We start from the raw sequence: 14963 nt of genomic DNA, 5'->3' as shown, positions 1-14963 counted from the left end.
TCGGTCATAAAAAGCTGGATTAAAGGCATTTTTTACCCCTCACGCATGCAAACATGTGGTAACTCTCTTCTAAGAAGTTCCCTTTGCTTTTGATTTGTTCTTCCCGTTGTTAAAAATCGGAGATGTTTCAGACCCTTCAGGTAGCTAACTGTTGTTGCGTAGTTAAAAATAGACGTATCGACAAAATCCAAAAAACGAAGCTCACTAGAGGACTGGATAAAATCCAATTCTGGTAATTTTTTATTTGCCGTAAATGAAAGATAGAGTAACTGATTTAAATCTCTAATAAAATTTAAGTTGGGCAACTTTACACCATAATCAAAGTGCAGATAACGCATGCCTTTATGAAAAGAAATGTTCTCTATCGTTTCCAAATTTGTCATGGAAGATATCCCTAGAGCTTTCACACAATCATTCTGGGGTAAGATGATCTTTCTTACTTTTCTAGCCCCAACTATTAAAATCTTTTCTACTTGTTCATATTTTGAAAAGTCTAGCACATCAGATTTACTTCCCATCAAGTAAATCACCCTCGTATTGCTAGGTAAAGAAAGCTGGTTAAAATCTACATCTTTCAGCATCTCCTCTGGGTTTTCGACAATGTACTTTTGTCTTAATAAGCGATTGATATCGATGAATTCATTATAAGTCAATTTTTCATCCAATAATGGTGCAATCTCTTCAATAGAATGCAGAGGCTCCATTGCCATTAGATTCTCTCTTTCGGAAAATCCTTTTTTAATGATCTCTAAATATTTATCTAAACTGGTCATTATTCACCTCTTTTCATGAATAAAATGCTTCGTTTTCTATTTTCAACCTAAATCATTTTACAATGACACCCTGACTAGAAGACTAAATCATCGATTGTCGCCAAAAGGTTAAAATCACGAATCTTCAGAGTATTTTTTCTAAATAAACTATATCCTGCTTGCTCAATCTCGATCAAAAATGACCTTGACTCTGGCTCTACCCGAAGCGTCTAGATATTGCTCTAGTTTCGTAATAGACTCCTCTGAATCAGACAATTGAACAAACAAATCCCCATTGATGGTCATGACATCCTTTGTCGGTAAAAGCATGAGATTTTCAACACTTGGATCATTCACTATCATTAAAGAAGGGGAATAAATACAGCTTCTGGAGAGGTCTAGATTTCCAAATCGTTCCCTAGCAGAAACAAAAATAGATTCCATCCCACCTTGGGCTTTCAGAACAAATTCCCTCTCAAAAAATGCTTCAAAACTGTCGTAGATCTCGATGACATCCATAGTAATCCCATCTAAATAATAAACTTGATGACTTTGAATGTTCCCATCCTTCAATCTATAAGCGAATTGATCTCCAATAGCAGACATACCAAAAAAATAGTAGTCTGATACATAATCTCTCCAGACGTCTTTCCATACCTCATCCGAATTCCAGGAATCTAGCGTAATAGCTTGAGTAGAATCCGTCCCAAACAAGCGATAATAGCCACCATAAAATTCCAAGCCATTGGTTATGGAGAGCAAATCCAAGTGAGCTCGCGGAAACTGTCTGGCTTTGAGTTTTTCTAGTTCAAGAGCTGAGGCCCCACTTTCTTGTATGACCAGATCTTCACAACATTTTAAAAAATTCTTCATTTTCATTTGCTTCTCATCTCTTCATCTTTGGCTTTAGCCAAGCATAAATTCAATAAAGTCTTTTCGATAGGCTTCAGGAAGTTGCTCCTCGATAATAGCCATGATTCCTGTTAAAAAACCTTCTTTATAGTCCGACAAGTCCTCATCAATGTAGATGTCATTCTCAAACTTGGTGATTTCTAGCTTTTTCATCTGACTATAAGTAGACAAGAAAGTAGATAAAGAGGGGCTTAAGCAATAGAGCTTGGAATTCCCAGGAATCTTGCCAAATACAGGACTAAGCTCGCTAGTTAGATCACAAAAAATTGGCTCATCCCCCATCATGTGAGCAAAAACCACATAACTCTCTTTCCAGCTAGTATCCTGCCATCCTTCTGATGCAGCTTCACATAGAGGGAGAGGAATTAGAGCAAGATCATAGGGAGCTCCTCTAAAATAAGCTTCTTCCTCAAAGCTCAAATGTTGGTAGAACTCTTTCAATTGACCAGACAAATCTGGCTTTTCGACATGGAGACAGTCACTAGTAAATACAAGCTCTCCTAAGCCCTTGTTTCTATGATAGACTTCTACAAATTCCTTCAACAAATTGAACATCATTATTAGACTCCTCTCACATTTTTGGGATTATATTTGGCTATTTTCAACTGACGATTAGGTATCATTCTGACCGCTAGCGACAGCCTGAGCCCAAATTCGTTCAAATTCCTCTTGACTAATCTTGATGGAGTCTGATAGATCCAACTCATCTTTTCGACCATCATAGAGTAGAAACCCTACTTCTGGAACATAATCCTGTAGGCAAGAGGAAGCATAAGAGTGCCCATTCAAAACGTTAATTTGTCGACTTGCACGCTGACCAGTAAACTCTGTATAAATAACTCCTAGGCCTGTCATAAACTCACTATTGCCATAATAATAATATTCTTTTTCACACATTAGAATCTTCCTTTACCATTTGTCTTTCCAAGAATGGCATTCTTTCCTCTCTGTCTCTTTCATCGACTAATTCTATATTTAGAACCTACGGGTTCTTAGCCTTATTCTCCAAGACTCTCACTTCTACTTTATCCTCCGCTAAATGGAGATCCAATACTTTTTCCTGGTCTCGAAAGAAAAGCGTCATGTCTCTGGTAGAAAATTCAGTAGAATAAGAGGGCAAAAAGTCATCCAAAGACTCCATTTGAAACAAGACGTAAACTGGTGAAAACTCCCAAAAAACTAGGATAAACCGACTGCTATTGCCAACAAGACTTTGAATTGGTCTACTTAGATCTTTAGTCTCAAGGGTAACAGGAAACTCATAAAGACAAGGAAGCGGAGAGTCTATAGGATTCAACTCCCCAGCATACCAAGCAATTTCTTTAGGTTTATCGGTCAGAAAATGAACATCCTTAATCCCCTTCAACTGATTGATTCGTTTTTCTACTTTTAATAAAGATAATCTCTTTTTTAAGTCACTCATTGTTTGTGCTCCATCATTCTGAAACAGAAATTTTGCTCACAATCTCATTCTCTTTATCCAGCAGATACAGGAAGTTCCCTTTTGCTTCCAGTTTACCAAGCTTAGCCCCATAATCCATCTCGTGAGCAGGGTAGGATTGAATCAACTGACGGATGCTCTTATCCTTATGCTCTATCTTCCAAAACAAATCCACCTTATCAAGCTGATGCTCCACTTGAATGGAAAAGATCGTGGATTGGATCTTCTTCCTTTTCCACTCCCAGCTATTTTCATAATCGTTTTTCTCTATTTCATTGACTACATCCTCTATCAAGGAACAAGGAATGGAGAGCTCCTGAAACACGCGCTTTACCCCTTTTAGCAAGGCCCCTAAGAGCATCTTTTTCTGTTCCAATGGACTCGAGCTTTCATAGCTAGAAAAATCAAATAAGACCTGAACAGTATAGACACCAAGTAGGTTCATGATAGCTGGATTACCAATCGTATCTACACATTCTATGTTGATTTTCCAACAATCCTGGGTTATAACTGGTTTGAAAAGCCGTTCTACCATAGAGGTCATACATTTGGATTCATATACGAACGCTCTTCGTAGGTCTTTCCAATTCTGTCGATAGTCCTTAATTCTAGCTTCTTCGTAAGTTAACGCAGTTGAGTCCATCAGCTCCTCAATCCTCTGTTGATTTTCCATATAGGGCTTATCTAATTCAAAATACTGTAACTTCATATTCGTGGTCTCGTAGTTTTTTTCTTGTAGAAAGGTTTAGCCTTAGGTCAAGGTCTAATGCTTGTGCTCTTCCTTCACTTTTTCCCATAGTCGCGGTATTCCTCCTGGCAATGGAGGATTGTTTGATCATCCAGAATCTCCGCAAATAAGCTAGGAATTCATCTTTAAGTATCAATCTTCACAGGACCAATCTCAGCAATTCTAATAAGGTCAGAAGATCCTGATAACATCACATCATTTTGGTTTTTAAAATTGAATTCAACCTTATTCTCTAAAAAAAGCAGTTCCAGTTGGCCATTCACCTGATGAATCCCTTTGGAATAAAAGTCTTATTTTTAAGAGTTATTGTTTCGCTCTTTAAGGAGATTTTAGAATAGCCTGACCCTCCTGCCGTCCTTTCCTTTGGATACATCATCAATGATTGTATTTATATATACTTCATTAAATTGACGAGAAAAGTCTACAATTTTCTGGCGATTCTGTTCTGGATATAGATAAGATGCAGCCAAAATGAACATAAAAGGAGCGATTGTTCCTCTTATATTTTCCAAATAAACATCCTTGGTGATAAAGGTCATGATCTTTTCAAAATCATCATCTTTCAGCACAATCTTTCTCATATAGAGTGCTGCACAAGCGCCAGCAGCTTGCAAAGAGTTATTCGATTCCAAGGACTCATAAACGAAAGACAAGTTCTCTGTTTCTAAATTTTCTAGATAAGCAATCGCTACTGCTAGAGAGCGATAGGTTACAGGGGTTGGAATATCTCTCAGCAACAATGACTTGAGATAGGGGACTTCTTCTGTACAATCCGTTGCGGCTATGGCGTAGAGTAAGTACATTTGTGATTCCCATGATTTAGGTTTTTCCATCTCGCCTTCCAAGGCTTGATGCAAAAATGGTTCATATCCTTTTAGTTTACCCTTTAAAATTTTTTTCGCAGCTTTTTTTACCAAGGGCGTACGTCCTGAAGTTAACTCATCTACATAGTCCATTTTTAAATCCTCTTTATATTTCCATTTGAATTTACTGTTCTTTGTTCAGGATATGAAAGAGATCATCTCTTAGAACGATTCCATCGTCTTCTATCAAATAGGCCATGTGCTCCCAGAAGGGCAATTCTTGTTCAAGGGACTTTTCCAAGGCAAGTACTTGGTTCTTCAAATTTGCTGCAATCTCTTCGACTTCATCTTGCTCAATCTCATAAAACTTTGCTTTCAAAAGAAAGATGCCTGATAGAAAAAGTGAATAAGAGGAAACAAAAGTATGTAAGGAAGAATTGACATAAACCCTCGCTTCTTGAAAAACTTCTCTTCCTTCTTGATTGCAAAGTAAGAAGACTTGTTCCTCTTCTCCAATTACAAAAGCACCTAAAAAACACTGGCCAAAAAGCCTATAACTCTCTTGCTCTTTCCTTAGTTTTACCAGATCAGTAGCTACTTTGACAAAAGAAAATCCCATTTTGGAATAATCCTCTAAATATGCCAAAAGATTGAAACGGACCTCATCCAGACTAAATGGTTTCTCCTTTGTAGGCACCACACAAAAACCAAGCTCCTTCACTAATTCATTGATAGTAACTGTCATTTCTCTATCCGATCTCCTAGGTTATTTTCACCCAATTTTTTTAACTTCCAAAGTTTGATAGCCGTATCTTTTCTGAGTCCCATAAAGAGGCCTACTAAGGTTACTGCTTCCTCTTTTTTATAGACTTGAGAACTAATACTGGCCCATCCATCTTGCAGGCATTCAATTTTTAAATAGAAATCTCGCTCTTGTCCAAGTTTCCCTGTTACATCGTCTATTTCATAAGAAGCGGACAGCAAAGACACTGAGATAAAGTCCCCCGGTCTTCGATACATTCGCATGACGGATTCTTTCTGATTAACAGAGTGGATATCCTCTTTTGTTTCAGCTCTATCACGATCTGATAAAATCACCCACTCCCTATCATCCTCTGATGAATAAAAACGCCACTCTTTCTCTACCATATCCTGCTCCATCTTCTAGTACTTCTCATATCATCGAATACACCTAGTAATAAGCGACTTCCCCTAAACCATATTCTAAAATTTCAAGACTATTGAGGGAGAATTTAAGTCCTCTACCATGCTCCGAATCCTCTCTTAGACCAAATTCCAAACCAAAAATCAGGTCTATGTCCGTCTGTTCAGACAAGATAAAAATGGATAGGAGTCTGGTGTGCGCTAGTTCTGGAAATTCCTCCTGAATTTTTTCCAAAGCTTTTGGATACCATACTGATGATTGATCCAGTAGATGATCGAGTTTTGCTTTATAAGACGGAGTCAACTCCTCATTGATAACCTCTAAAGAATCACTTAAAGCAAGGCAGACCTTTTCCTTTTCCTCTGGAATTGCTATATACATCTCGTTATGGATATCAAATTTATATTCTCTCATCACTATCTTTCCTCCTTTCGGATGCCATTTCTCTAATCGGCCTAGCTAATCATCAAAAGGCATAAAGCTATCATGCTGCTGATAATAATTCAAAGCCTCGACCAAGTCTTGGTGACTTGCATCTAGCTTTTCCTCAAGTGCGACTGCAAGGACATCAATCAACTGCTCTCCATAGTAGACTAGCTGCAGATCTTGCTCCGTCACATCAGCTGGGTAGACATCATGGTATTCCACGACTTCTGGATAATCTGATACCCAATAGAGGCTATCTAGTGCCAGTTCTCCATCCTCCTTGCCATAGAGGCAAAAATCATCTGATACTAATTGATCTACGCGCACCTGCTCAATTATCTGCTCTAGTGAAAGTTCTTGGTGTTTTCGCATTCCGTCTCCTTTTTCGTCTCACTCTTCAACAAAAGAGTTCAAAAATTCCTCAAAAGAAGCCCATTGACCGTAGATCTCTGCTTTTTCTTCTAAAACATAGAAATAAACCATACCATTATCTTCTTCCCTTAGGGAAAGAGCATAGTTACCCGATCCAGGATCATAGGCAAAATGGAGAAGATCTGTGGCCTTAAATCCCGCAGGAACCACCTCATCGTCAAACCAGGTAAGAGACTTCCTCATCTCCTCCAGTGAATCAAAGGAATTGAAAGGAAAGAGAAGATGGTCATCGTGGACACCCCTTACTTGGGGCTGGCCACCGTTGTACTTGAGATAAAAATCCATCATAGATTTTGGCAATTTCTTTCCAAGAATCTCCTCAAATTGTAAAAAATCTTCGCTTGAAATAGCTGGATCTGTGTCTGTTAATACTAGCATCTCGTCTCCTTTTGAGTCTCTCTTCCCAAAGGCTTTTTTTATTTGACCTCCATATTACAGGTCCCTTTTAGGCTATCATACCATAAGATTCCTTTTCCATAAAGCTAAAACAGAAAATGAGCCTAGCGGTTTTACTAGACTCATTTTATCCTTATTATTTCACTTTATTATTTTCCCTTTTCAACCCATACTGATCGCTCAATCAACCGTCTTAGACAGAAGTCTTGTCCTGGATCTGTGGGAAAGTCACACGAAAGAGACTTCCTTTTCCTTCTTCAGAGATGATTTTCACCTCTGCTCGATGGAGGTCTGCAATGTCCTTAATAAAGGACAACCCAAGTCCGATACCACTATTGAGGCCCTTGTTCCGAGAATCCTCCACCTGATAGAAGCGATCCCAAATCTTGCCCAAATGGTCTGGCGCAATCCCAATACCATCATCCGCTACCTTGAGAACAGCACCAGCTGGACTAGCCACCAAGTGGATGGCAACCTTGGTCTTGGTAAATTTCACTGCATTGCTCAATAGATTATCCAGCATCCGAGTGACCAAAACAGCATCCCCCTGAATCCAGAGGTCCGGCTGAATGCTCACTTCAAAGGCTATGGGGCTTTCGCCCCACTTTCTTTCCTGTCCCTGACAATAATCTGACACCAGGGTTGATAGACAAACGGGTTTTAAATCCGACCACTGCAGGTGTTGGGTCTTGGATATTTCCAAGATCTGCTCGGTCATCGATTTCATTAATTTAGCCTGCCGATGAATGACCGTCAAGGATTCCTTGGTCTCCTCTAGGTTATCTGCATATTTGGAGCCAAACTCACTCTCCGAAACGATGACTGACAGAGGGGTCCGCAACTCATGGGATACATTTTGGTTGAATTGCTTTTCTTTCTCAAAAGTCGACTGAACAGAAGAAATCAAATTATTAAATACCTTGGTAAGACGAGACGTTTCTACATAATCCTTCTGATGCTCGGTCGACACGCGCTTACTGTAGTCTCCGCTCTCTGCAATTTCCTCTGCCATTTGGGTCACCTCTCTGATCGGCAGAAAGGCCTTACGAAGGATCCGACGTCCACCCCAGGCCATCCCAAGGATGGACAGAGGAGCTAGAATGGCCAAGGAAAGAAGAAAGATACTTAATTCTCTTCCTAGACCAGAAGCAAGGCGCACGCCCCGTATCCATTTGCCCTCACTTTCATTATAGACATCAAAATAATAATAGGTTGCTTGGGAAGAGGTATACGTCGACAATTTCCCAGACTCAAAGCCAGCATTGATATCAAAGCCACTTGGCAGAGCACCCTGCTCCAACTTCATGTTTTGATTGTAGAGTGCAAAATAATTGCCGTCATCAAAGGGCTCAAATTCCTCAAGGTCTGAAGCTACTTCCATGGTCTTCTGCTCCAGTTCCCCACGTGAGCTATAGCTGGACCAGGCTCCGGAAATGATAAAAGAAGCACAAAACATAAGAACAAAGAGAAAAGAAACAAAGAGGGTATACCACAATGTCACCTTAGAAACGATGGAGGGAGACTTAGAGTCCTTCTTCATTTTTGAAAACATAGCCCATCCCCCTTTTTGTCTGAATAATCGATGGATTACCTAATTTTTTGCGGATATTCTTGACTAAAACATCAATGATATTAGACTCTCCAACATAATCAAAATCCCAAATATGCTCACGAATCTGTTCCCGACTTAAAACCACATTGGGATGGCGCACCAGACACTCTAGTAACTCATACTCCTTGGAAGTCAGGTCAACCAAAACACCCTTGTGTTGGATGGTCTTTTTTGCCAGGTCTAAGGAATAGTCACCAAATTGGACCAGGTTGGTCAAGTTTTCTCGATTATTTCGTCTCAGCATGACGCGAATCCGAGCCAGTAATTCATCAAATTCAAAGGGTTTGACCAAGTAGTCGTCTGCACCAGCATCCAGTCCTGTTACCTTGTCTTCTAGGCTATCTTTAGCCGTTAGCATCAGAACTGGGGTCTTAATCTGATGATTTCTCAAGTAGCTCAATACCCCCAAACCATCTAGCTGCGGCATCATAATATCTGAAATAATCACGTCATACTGGGACACACGAATGTAGTCCAAGGCCTCCTGACCATCATAGGCCGCATCAACACTATACTGCTGGGTTTTCAGTAATTTAACGATGCTACGATTCAAATCTACTTCGTCTTCAATCACTAATACTTTCATAGCCACTTACTCCAAATTTCTTCCCTTATTATACCATGCTTCCATAAAAAATCTCGGCTAGGAAAAGCCTAGTCGAGATCTTACTCTAGTTAATCGTGATCCAGCTCCACATCTTCTTCCAATACGGTACCTGTATTGGCATCTAACTCTAACTCAATTTTTTGATTGCCTTCTCGCAAGCTAACGCTATAGACAAGTTTACCATCTTCTACATCTAACTCTACTTTTTCGATACTAGCATTCGAGTATTTTGATTTCAGCTGGCTCTCTACCTTAGCCAAGTCCAACTGAACACTTGCTCCGATTAATTGCTGATCTTCACGATCCTGACTCAGATCCTTAGTTTTTGACTTCAAGATAGCACCAGACTGGCCATCGATCTTATATTCTTTTTCATTTTTTCCATCCAAGATGGTCACTTCATACACTGCTTTTCCATGTTTTTCTTCTTGCTCGTAGCCAATCACTTTTCCACCCTTAGCTTCTTTCAGAGCTTTTTCTTGAGCTTGTGCAAGGGTGACAGATGCAGTCACTGTTGAAGAAGTAGTCTTTTTACTTGTTCCAGTATTGGCAAAGGCTACTACAGAGCCTAGAGCGGCAGTTGATAGAGAGAAGATTGCGAGACTTGCAACGGCTTTTTGTTTAATTGATTTTTTCATGTTAGTTTCCAACTTTCTTTTTTTCTTATCAAGTTCTTCTTGATGATTCTATTTTATCTAAGAAAGATGAATCCAAAATGAATGAGAAAAGATTTTTTAAAAAATTTTTTAAAAAAGACTGAGTAAATCGACTAGCTATTTGCAACTCGATTTCTCAGTCTCCTTTCTATGTTCTATCTTACTCCTCCTGCAAGATCTGATTAATAAAGTCTGCAATTGATTCAGCTACCTTTTGCATTTCGAGAGAACCTAGCGCACCTAGATCATTTTCATAAATGCTATCGTCCCCATTCTTTTTGAGGAAATAGGCCAGATCCCCATCTTGACCGATCATAAAGAAATCTGGTTCATCCTCATCAATCTGGTAGGTTTGATTGCGTTCGGTAAGATCCTCTTTAGCATAGAGGTAAATACCTGTCTCACCAATGTCATAACCTGGCTGATCCCCTAAGTCATCAAGAAATACCTGATATCCTTTCGGCAAGGAAAAACCAAAATCATATTCGTGCATGCTTTAACCTCCTGCTTTCTCAGTTCTCTATTTCAAACTCCAGCCACCATCAATCGTCAGGATTTGTCCCTGCATGGCAGAGGCCTTCCCACTAGCCAAAAAGAGACTGACTTCTGCCACTTCCTCTGGCTCAATCCAGCGTTTGATAGGCGTTTCACTGGCTACCCAGTCTGCTAAACCTCCTGGTTCAAAATCCGCTGCGGTCATGCCTGTTTTAACGGCCCCAGGAGCAATGCCAAAGACTTGAATGCCAGATTCTGCATAATCCAACGCCAGCTGTTTGGTAAAGCCTGCTAGAGCATGCTTGGAGGAAGTATAAGCGTGACCGCCACCTCCTGCTAGGCTAGAAGCAATGGAGCACATATTAATGATGATCCCTTGCTTCTTCTCCAACATTTGAGTCAGATAATGCCGTGTCAGCTCTACCGGAGTCACATAGTTGATCTCAAAGATTTCCTGAATCTCCTGAGCGCTTTGCTCAAGAAGCGGTTTGTAATCATCCAATACTCCCGCTGTATTGCACAAGACATCTACCTCAGGACACCAGTCGAAGATTGGTGTCAAATCCAAGATTAAGTCTCGCTGTAAGAAGTGAAAATCGCCTGGCAACTGAGGATCCGCTCCTTGGTCCACTCCATAAACCTGATAGCCCTTTTCTAAAAACAAACGAGCTTGCGACAGACCAATCCCGGAGCTCACGCCTGTAATCAAGACCCCTTTAGTCATGTACTTCCACCCAATCTGTCGCTAGAACATCACAAGGGGTTGGACTCCACATGGAGAAACCTTCACCCTCACCAGAGACGTTGATGAGGAAATAAGGCGTCACTTCTAGAGCCACCCCATTTTGCTCAATGGTATCAAAAAGCTGCACATAGTTCTCAGCTCCACCCCAACCTGTACGTACATATTTTTTCTTAGCCTTTAAGCCTGGTAAAATCTCTTCAAATGTCATGTTTTTCTCCTTTGTTATCTAGTTAACTTTCTCCCTTTATTATATCAAAAAAAGAGCTTTCCCTATACAAAAAGCCAGAGTTCTTCTACTCTAGCTTTTATGTTTTATTGATTTTCTTCTGAATGGCGATACCCATAACCGAAATAAATTCCAACCCCGATCAAGAGAGCAACTCCGAAGGCCAGCCAGGTCGATAGGGAATACTGGGTCATAAAGGACAGACAGACCACAATCGATAGGATTGGCAGGACTGGAACCAAGGGTGTTTTAAATTCACCAGGTCCAGGAGCCCCGTGTTCCTTGCGCAATTTCAAGAGGGCAAAGGCCAACATAACCAGGTAAGCCAAGGTACAGATATTTAAGAAGGAAGCGATACTTGCAAGTGGAAATATTCCACCAGCAATGGCAGCCATTGATCCAGCTACTAGTGTTGCATTTTTGGGAATTCTGGTTTTTGGATCGAGCTGTTTCATAGCTTTTGGCAAAAGCCCATCCCGCGCCAAACTGTATATCATCCGTGAAAGGGCAAAGGTCATGGAAATGCAGACGGTGATTAGGGTCAAAATCGCTACCAGCGATACATAATTTCCAGCCCAGCCAGCTCCGACCTGACGAAGGGCAAAGGCAACCGCGTCTTCTACATTTAAGTTCTTAAAAGGAACCATACCGGTCAAAACCAGGGTGACCAAGATATAAAGAACCGTTGTGATCAAAAGACTAAGGACAATGCCGCGGGGGACGTTCTTTTGTGGTTCCTTGATTTCGTCGACCGCCATTGAAATGGACTCAAAACCAAGAAAGGCAAAGAACATGAGCGAAGCTCCAGCCATAATCCCTGTCTGACCACCATAGATTTCGCCAAATCCATACGGAGCAAAGTTTGCCCAGTTGCCAGGATTTAGGTGAAAAATCCCCACAAGGATAAACAAGGCAAGAGCGGAGAACTTGAGTAAGACTAGCAAGGAATTAAAGCGTAAAACCGCTTTTGCATTCATAAGGACTAAGGCTGTGACGAGGACCATGACCAAAATAGGCAAGAGATCCACATAAGTTCCCTTAGCTGGATCAAAAGTCCCGTTTAAAGCTGTCGGCAGGCTCCAGCCAAGATTGGCCAACAAGCCCTTGAAATAAGCAGCCCAACCTGAAGCCACCCCTGATACAGCTGTCATAAATTCCATCACAGTCAACCAACCTGCAATCCAGGCTGGAAACTCTCCAAAGATGGCATAGAGGTAACTATAGGCTCCACCAGTTGAAGGGATGCGAGAAGCAAACTCTGCAAAGAAAAGGGCAGATAAGCCAACGCAAAAAGCCGCAATCACAATTGAAATGATCAAGGCTGGCCCAGCTAAATTCGCTGCTGCAGTTCCCGTAATCGTGAAGATCCCTGTCCCCACCATGGCACCAATTCCTAAAATGATCAAATCCCATAAACGTAAATGGCGATTTAGACCCGGGTGTACTTGCCCAAGTCCCTTTTTTCGAAATAGATTCATGCATATTCTCCCATCTAATGAGTTTATTCTATCATACTTGGACAAGAAAGGGGAGACTCTTTTTCCCCCTTTTCTTACTATTTATCACTTTCCGTCCTATTCTTTTTCAAAGCACGAATCGTAAACCAATAATAAATAACCAACCCAAAGACGATGATCACTGTGGGCAGAAGAACCGTCATACCAAGATTCTGAACTCCTTGTGCCAAGGTCCAGCGATGTAAGAATCCAACCACTAAAAAGGCGACGATAGGAAAGATGAAAGCTCGTCCAAACTCTTCTTTCCATTGCCAAAGAATGAGAGCTCCGCTAGACCCTGTCATGAGAAGAGCATCCCAAGGACTAGGGACTACAAACCATGCAAGAGCTGGCAAGAAACGGACCCCCACTATTTCACCAACAAAATAGAATCCTAGAACTAGAACAAATGCTACATAAATTGCTTTTTTCGCTTTTTCTTCCGCAAAAATGAGGCGACGAAGGAGATAGAAGATTATCCCAACAGCTAGGAGTCCCAAAATGATGTCGGTTAAATAGACTAGTGGCTTGAGCACAAGGACCGCTTGAGAAGCAAAATCACTTAGGAGGCGATAAAAAATCACAATACCTGAAAAGATAGCCCCATATTTCAAAACAGACCGTGTCGATTCTTTGGGCATATTTTAGATGATTTGGTCTGCCATTCCCTTTGGATCAAGGCCAAAATAATCCTTTGCCGTGAGGCCATCCGCTCCTGCTTGCGAAAAGTCAAGTGCTAGATTATAGACCTGCTCTCTTAAGGCTTTCTCCTCATATAAGAAACCTGCAAGATTGAAATAATCCCAGAGATCTTGGAAATAAACTTGATCCTCTTGGCTAAAAGTTTTCATCAAGGCCTGCGTTTCTTCAAAATACATTGCTGATTTCATGCTTCTTCCTTCTTTCTTTGGAGACAAAATACAATAAGGGTCAGGACTAGTCCCATGAGAGGAAGGAGCCAGCCTATTAAATGAGCAGTTTCCTGATTCACAAGACGAATCCAGCATCCTGTAACTAAGAAAGTCAGGCCCAGGACTAGTAGACTCGACATCAAACGCTCCCTGCTTCTATAAGCCATAACCGTAAACCCAAGTAGGACTAGGACAGCGAGAACAATCGCCCAACCATCTGATAAGAAGAGACTCCCAATGTGGCCAAAATAGATCGAAAATAGTCGTACGATGTTCAGAAATACCATCAGGCTGATCACACTGATAATAATAGCCCAAGACCACTTCATTTCTCCATAGCTCTGTTTGGACCAAAGCCACGTGATGAACTGGCTGAACGCCAAGAAATTGAGGAGAATGACAACATAGGTCAAAGGTTCGATTTTCAGTGGTGTCATCCAGGTAAAATCCATTAAATAACGCATGCCAACCAAGATCACTCCAAGTAGGAAGACGAGTCCCACATAAGATCCTAAAGAACGTTTAGGCAAGTCTGAAAGAACTTGATCCACCATCGCCCGTGGATCCTTTCCAAAATAATCCACTGCTCGAATGCCTTCTTTCTCAGCAACTTTCAGGTCGCAAACCATATTGTAGAGTTGTTCACCGAGCGCTTCATCATCATAAAAATAGGACTTGGCCCCAATATAGGCCACCATTTTTTTCACATAGGTTTGATCCTCTTTGTTTAAATGAATCAATTCATCTGACATTTTTTCTGTATAACTTTCTACCATTCTTCTCCCTCCTTCTTGATACGTTCTACTTTTGTGACTAGCTCCTGCCACTGGTCCCAAAATTCCTCTAAGCGCTCTCTTCCAGTACCACTGAGTGAAAAATACTTGCGATCGGGACCATCTGGAGACGGCCTCATTTCCCCATGAATAACCCCTTGTTTTTCTAATTTTTGAAGCAGGGGATAAATGGTCCCAGCGACAATCTTATCAAATCCCATCTCTTTGAGACTTTGGATCAATTCATAGCCATAGATAGCCTTTTTAGAAATAATCTCCAGCACACAGCCCTCCAAGACTCCCTTTAGTAATTGGGACTCTTTCATCCTTCTCACCTCTTTCTTCTCATTTTCACTAGTTTGTTTTA

At 40.9% G+C, this 14963-nt stretch carries 21 protein-coding genes and 1 pseudogene; all 22 read right to left on the bottom strand.

Annotation, left to right across the window (positions count from 1 at the left end; genetic code table 11):
• Window positions 1-32: 32 nt before the first annotated feature.
• The 22 genes and pseudogenes from NMM13_RS04445 to NMM13_RS04335 all read right to left on the bottom strand — a co-directional run bounded on the left by NMM13_RS04445 (window position 33) and on the right by NMM13_RS04335 (window position 14922).
• On the bottom strand, window positions 33-773 hold the full coding sequence (locus NMM13_RS04445; RefSeq protein WP_254727889.1) for a hypothetical protein: 741 nt from the start codon (window positions 771-773) through the stop codon (window positions 33-35).
• 162 nt (window positions 774-935) lie between these two features.
• Window positions 936-1625, bottom strand: a complete 690-nt coding sequence (locus tag NMM13_RS04440; protein ID WP_254727891.1) for an SMI1/KNR4 family protein — start codon at window positions 1623-1625, stop codon at window positions 936-938.
• A 33-nt stretch (window positions 1626-1658) separates the two neighbouring features.
• Window positions 1659-2222 carry a hypothetical protein gene (locus tag NMM13_RS04435; protein ID WP_049514868.1) on the bottom strand — a complete coding sequence of 188 codons (564 nt, stop codon included), beginning with the start codon at window positions 2220-2222 and terminating at the stop codon, window positions 1659-1661.
• A gap of 54 nt (window positions 2223-2276) precedes the next feature.
• A complete protein-coding gene (locus tag NMM13_RS04430; protein ID WP_023917559.1) occupies window positions 2277-2561 on the bottom strand; it encodes a hypothetical protein in 285 nt (94 codons plus the stop codon).
• A gap of 85 nt (window positions 2562-2646) precedes the next feature.
• Window positions 2647-3087, bottom strand: coding sequence for a hypothetical protein (locus tag NMM13_RS04425; RefSeq protein WP_049491595.1), 441 nt, complete (start codon window positions 3085-3087; stop codon window positions 2647-2649).
• Window positions 3088-3100: 13 nt separating this feature from the next.
• Window positions 3101-3640: a hypothetical protein gene (locus NMM13_RS04420; protein ID WP_254727893.1), complete on the bottom strand. Its 540-nt coding sequence runs from the start codon at window positions 3638-3640 to the stop codon at window positions 3101-3103.
• 542 nt (window positions 3641-4182) lie between these two features.
• Window positions 4183-4809 carry a hypothetical protein gene (locus tag NMM13_RS04415; RefSeq protein WP_254727895.1) on the bottom strand — a complete coding sequence of 209 codons (627 nt, stop codon included), beginning with the start codon at window positions 4807-4809 and terminating at the stop codon, window positions 4183-4185.
• 31 nt (window positions 4810-4840) lie between these two features.
• Window positions 4841-5401 carry an immunity protein gene (locus NMM13_RS04410; protein WP_254727897.1) on the bottom strand — a complete coding sequence of 187 codons (561 nt, stop codon included), beginning with the start codon at window positions 5399-5401 and terminating at the stop codon, window positions 4841-4843.
• Window positions 5398-5805, bottom strand: a complete 408-nt coding sequence (locus NMM13_RS04405) for a hypothetical protein (RefSeq protein WP_254727898.1) — start codon at window positions 5803-5805, stop codon at window positions 5398-5400. The genes NMM13_RS04410 and NMM13_RS04405 overlap by 4 nt, the downstream gene beginning before the upstream one ends.
• Window positions 5806-5848: 43 nt before the next feature.
• Window positions 5849-6235 (bottom strand): hypothetical protein, encoded by a 387-nt coding sequence (locus tag NMM13_RS04400; RefSeq protein ID WP_254727900.1) that lies wholly within the window; start codon window positions 6233-6235, stop codon window positions 5849-5851.
• A gap of 45 nt (window positions 6236-6280) precedes the next feature.
• Entirely contained in the window at window positions 6281-6619 is a 339-nt protein-coding gene (locus NMM13_RS04395) for a hypothetical protein (RefSeq protein WP_254727902.1), read from the bottom strand.
• An 18-nt stretch (window positions 6620-6637) separates the two neighbouring features.
• A complete protein-coding gene (locus NMM13_RS04390; protein ID WP_254727904.1) occupies window positions 6638-7057 on the bottom strand; it encodes an SMI1/KNR4 family protein in 420 nt (139 codons plus the stop codon).
• 211 nt (window positions 7058-7268) lie between these two features.
• On the bottom strand, window positions 7269-8627 hold the full coding sequence (locus NMM13_RS04385; RefSeq protein ID WP_003006185.1) for a cell wall metabolism sensor histidine kinase WalK: 1359 nt from the start codon (window positions 8625-8627) through the stop codon (window positions 7269-7271).
• A complete protein-coding gene (locus NMM13_RS04380; RefSeq protein ID WP_003006182.1) occupies window positions 8599-9273 on the bottom strand; it encodes a response regulator transcription factor in 675 nt (224 codons plus the stop codon). Before NMM13_RS04380 ends, NMM13_RS04385 begins: the two co-directional genes overlap by 29 nt.
• A gap of 89 nt (window positions 9274-9362) precedes the next feature.
• Entirely contained in the window at window positions 9363-9932 is a 570-nt protein-coding gene (locus NMM13_RS04375) for a PepSY domain-containing protein (RefSeq protein WP_003006179.1), read from the bottom strand.
• 178 nt (window positions 9933-10110) lie between these two features.
• Window positions 10111-10443 (bottom strand): hypothetical protein, encoded by a 333-nt coding sequence (locus NMM13_RS04370; protein ID WP_003006173.1) that lies wholly within the window; start codon window positions 10441-10443, stop codon window positions 10111-10113.
• 27 nt (window positions 10444-10470) lie between these two features.
• Complete coding sequence (locus NMM13_RS04365) at window positions 10471-11169, bottom strand: 3-oxoacyl-ACP reductase (RefSeq protein WP_003006171.1); 699 nt, start codon at window positions 11167-11169, stop codon at window positions 10471-10473.
• On the bottom strand, window positions 11162-11398 hold the full coding sequence (locus tag NMM13_RS04360; protein WP_000141913.1) for a DUF2829 domain-containing protein: 237 nt from the start codon (window positions 11396-11398) through the stop codon (window positions 11162-11164). Before NMM13_RS04360 ends, NMM13_RS04365 begins: the two co-directional genes overlap by 8 nt.
• 104 nt (window positions 11399-11502) lie before the next feature.
• Window positions 11503-12894 (bottom strand): APC family permease, encoded by a 1392-nt coding sequence (locus NMM13_RS04355; RefSeq protein ID WP_254727906.1) that lies wholly within the window; start codon window positions 12892-12894, stop codon window positions 11503-11505.
• Between the two features lie 77 nt (window positions 12895-12971).
• Window positions 12972-13802, bottom strand: a pseudogene (locus tag NMM13_RS04350) (hypothetical protein).
• Window positions 13799-14599 (bottom strand): hypothetical protein, encoded by an 801-nt coding sequence (locus tag NMM13_RS04340; RefSeq protein WP_254727912.1) that lies wholly within the window; start codon window positions 14597-14599, stop codon window positions 13799-13801. Before NMM13_RS04340 ends, NMM13_RS04350 begins: the two are co-directional and overlap by 4 nt.
• On the bottom strand, window positions 14593-14922 hold the full coding sequence (locus tag NMM13_RS04335; RefSeq protein WP_045759205.1) for a PadR family transcriptional regulator: 330 nt from the start codon (window positions 14920-14922) through the stop codon (window positions 14593-14595). Before NMM13_RS04335 ends, NMM13_RS04340 begins: the two co-directional genes overlap by 7 nt.
• Between the last annotated feature and the right edge of the window lie 41 nt (window positions 14923-14963).

Origin of the sequence: Streptococcus sp. CF8_St5-11, from assembly GCF_024295625.1 — a bacterium.
Taxonomy (GTDB): Bacteria; Bacillota; Bacilli; order Lactobacillales; family Streptococcaceae; genus Streptococcus.
This window is presented reverse-complemented; position numbering and strand designations above follow the sequence as displayed.

Bases quoted from the DNA above. Each gene is read 5' to 3' on its own strand.
- NMM13_RS04445 (WP_254727889.1), bottom strand. From the start codon at position 773: ATGACCAGTTTAGATAAATATTTAGAGATCATTAAAAAAGGATTTTCC.
- NMM13_RS04440 (WP_254727891.1), bottom strand. From the start codon at position 1,625: ATGAAGAATTTTTTAAAATGTTGTGAAGATCTGGTCATACAAGAAAGT.
- NMM13_RS04435 (WP_049514868.1), bottom strand. From the start codon at position 2,222: ATGATGTTCAATTTGTTGAAGGAATTTGTAGAAGTCTATCATAGAAAC.
- NMM13_RS04430 (WP_023917559.1), bottom strand. From the start codon at position 2,561: ATGTGTGAAAAAGAATATTATTATTATGGCAATAGTGAGTTTATGACA.
- NMM13_RS04425 (WP_049491595.1), bottom strand. From the start codon at position 3,087: ATGAGTGACTTAAAAAAGAGATTATCTTTATTAAAAGTAGAAAAACGA.
- NMM13_RS04420 (WP_254727893.1), bottom strand. From the start codon at position 3,640: ATGGTAGAACGGCTTTTCAAACCAGTTATAACCCAGGATTGTTGGAAA.
- NMM13_RS04415 (WP_254727895.1), bottom strand. From the start codon at position 4,809: ATGGACTATGTAGATGAGTTAACTTCAGGACGTACGCCCTTGGTAAAA.
- NMM13_RS04410 (WP_254727897.1), bottom strand. From the start codon at position 5,401: ATGACAGTTACTATCAATGAATTAGTGAAGGAGCTTGGTTTTTGTGTG.
- NMM13_RS04405 (WP_254727898.1), bottom strand. From the start codon at position 5,805: ATGGTAGAGAAAGAGTGGCGTTTTTATTCATCAGAGGATGATAGGGAG.
- NMM13_RS04400 (WP_254727900.1), bottom strand. From the start codon at position 6,235: ATGAGAGAATATAAATTTGATATCCATAACGAGATGTATATAGCAATT.
- NMM13_RS04395 (WP_254727902.1), bottom strand. From the start codon at position 6,619: ATGCGAAAACACCAAGAACTTTCACTAGAGCAGATAATTGAGCAGGTG.
- NMM13_RS04390 (WP_254727904.1), bottom strand. From the start codon at position 7,057: ATGCTAGTATTAACAGACACAGATCCAGCTATTTCAAGCGAAGATTTT.
- NMM13_RS04385 (WP_003006185.1), bottom strand. From the start codon at position 8,627: ATGTTTTCAAAAATGAAGAAGGACTCTAAGTCTCCCTCCATCGTTTCT.
- NMM13_RS04380 (WP_003006182.1), bottom strand. From the start codon at position 9,273: ATGAAAGTATTAGTGATTGAAGACGAAGTAGATTTGAATCGTAGCATC.
- NMM13_RS04375 (WP_003006179.1), bottom strand. From the start codon at position 9,932: ATGAAAAAATCAATTAAACAAAAAGCCGTTGCAAGTCTCGCAATCTTC.
- NMM13_RS04370 (WP_003006173.1), bottom strand. From the start codon at position 10,443: ATGCACGAATATGATTTTGGTTTTTCCTTGCCGAAAGGATATCAGGTA.
- NMM13_RS04365 (WP_003006171.1), bottom strand. From the start codon at position 11,169: ATGACTAAAGGGGTCTTGATTACAGGCGTGAGCTCCGGGATTGGTCTG.
- NMM13_RS04360 (WP_000141913.1), bottom strand. From the start codon at position 11,398: ATGACATTTGAAGAGATTTTACCAGGCTTAAAGGCTAAGAAAAAATAT.
- NMM13_RS04355 (WP_254727906.1), bottom strand. From the start codon at position 12,894: ATGAATCTATTTCGAAAAAAGGGACTTGGGCAAGTACACCCGGGTCTA.
- NMM13_RS04340 (WP_254727912.1), bottom strand. From the start codon at position 14,599: ATGGTAGAAAGTTATACAGAAAAAATGTCAGATGAATTGATTCATTTA.
- NMM13_RS04335 (WP_045759205.1), bottom strand. From the start codon at position 14,922: ATGAAAGAGTCCCAATTACTAAAGGGAGTCTTGGAGGGCTGTGTGCTG.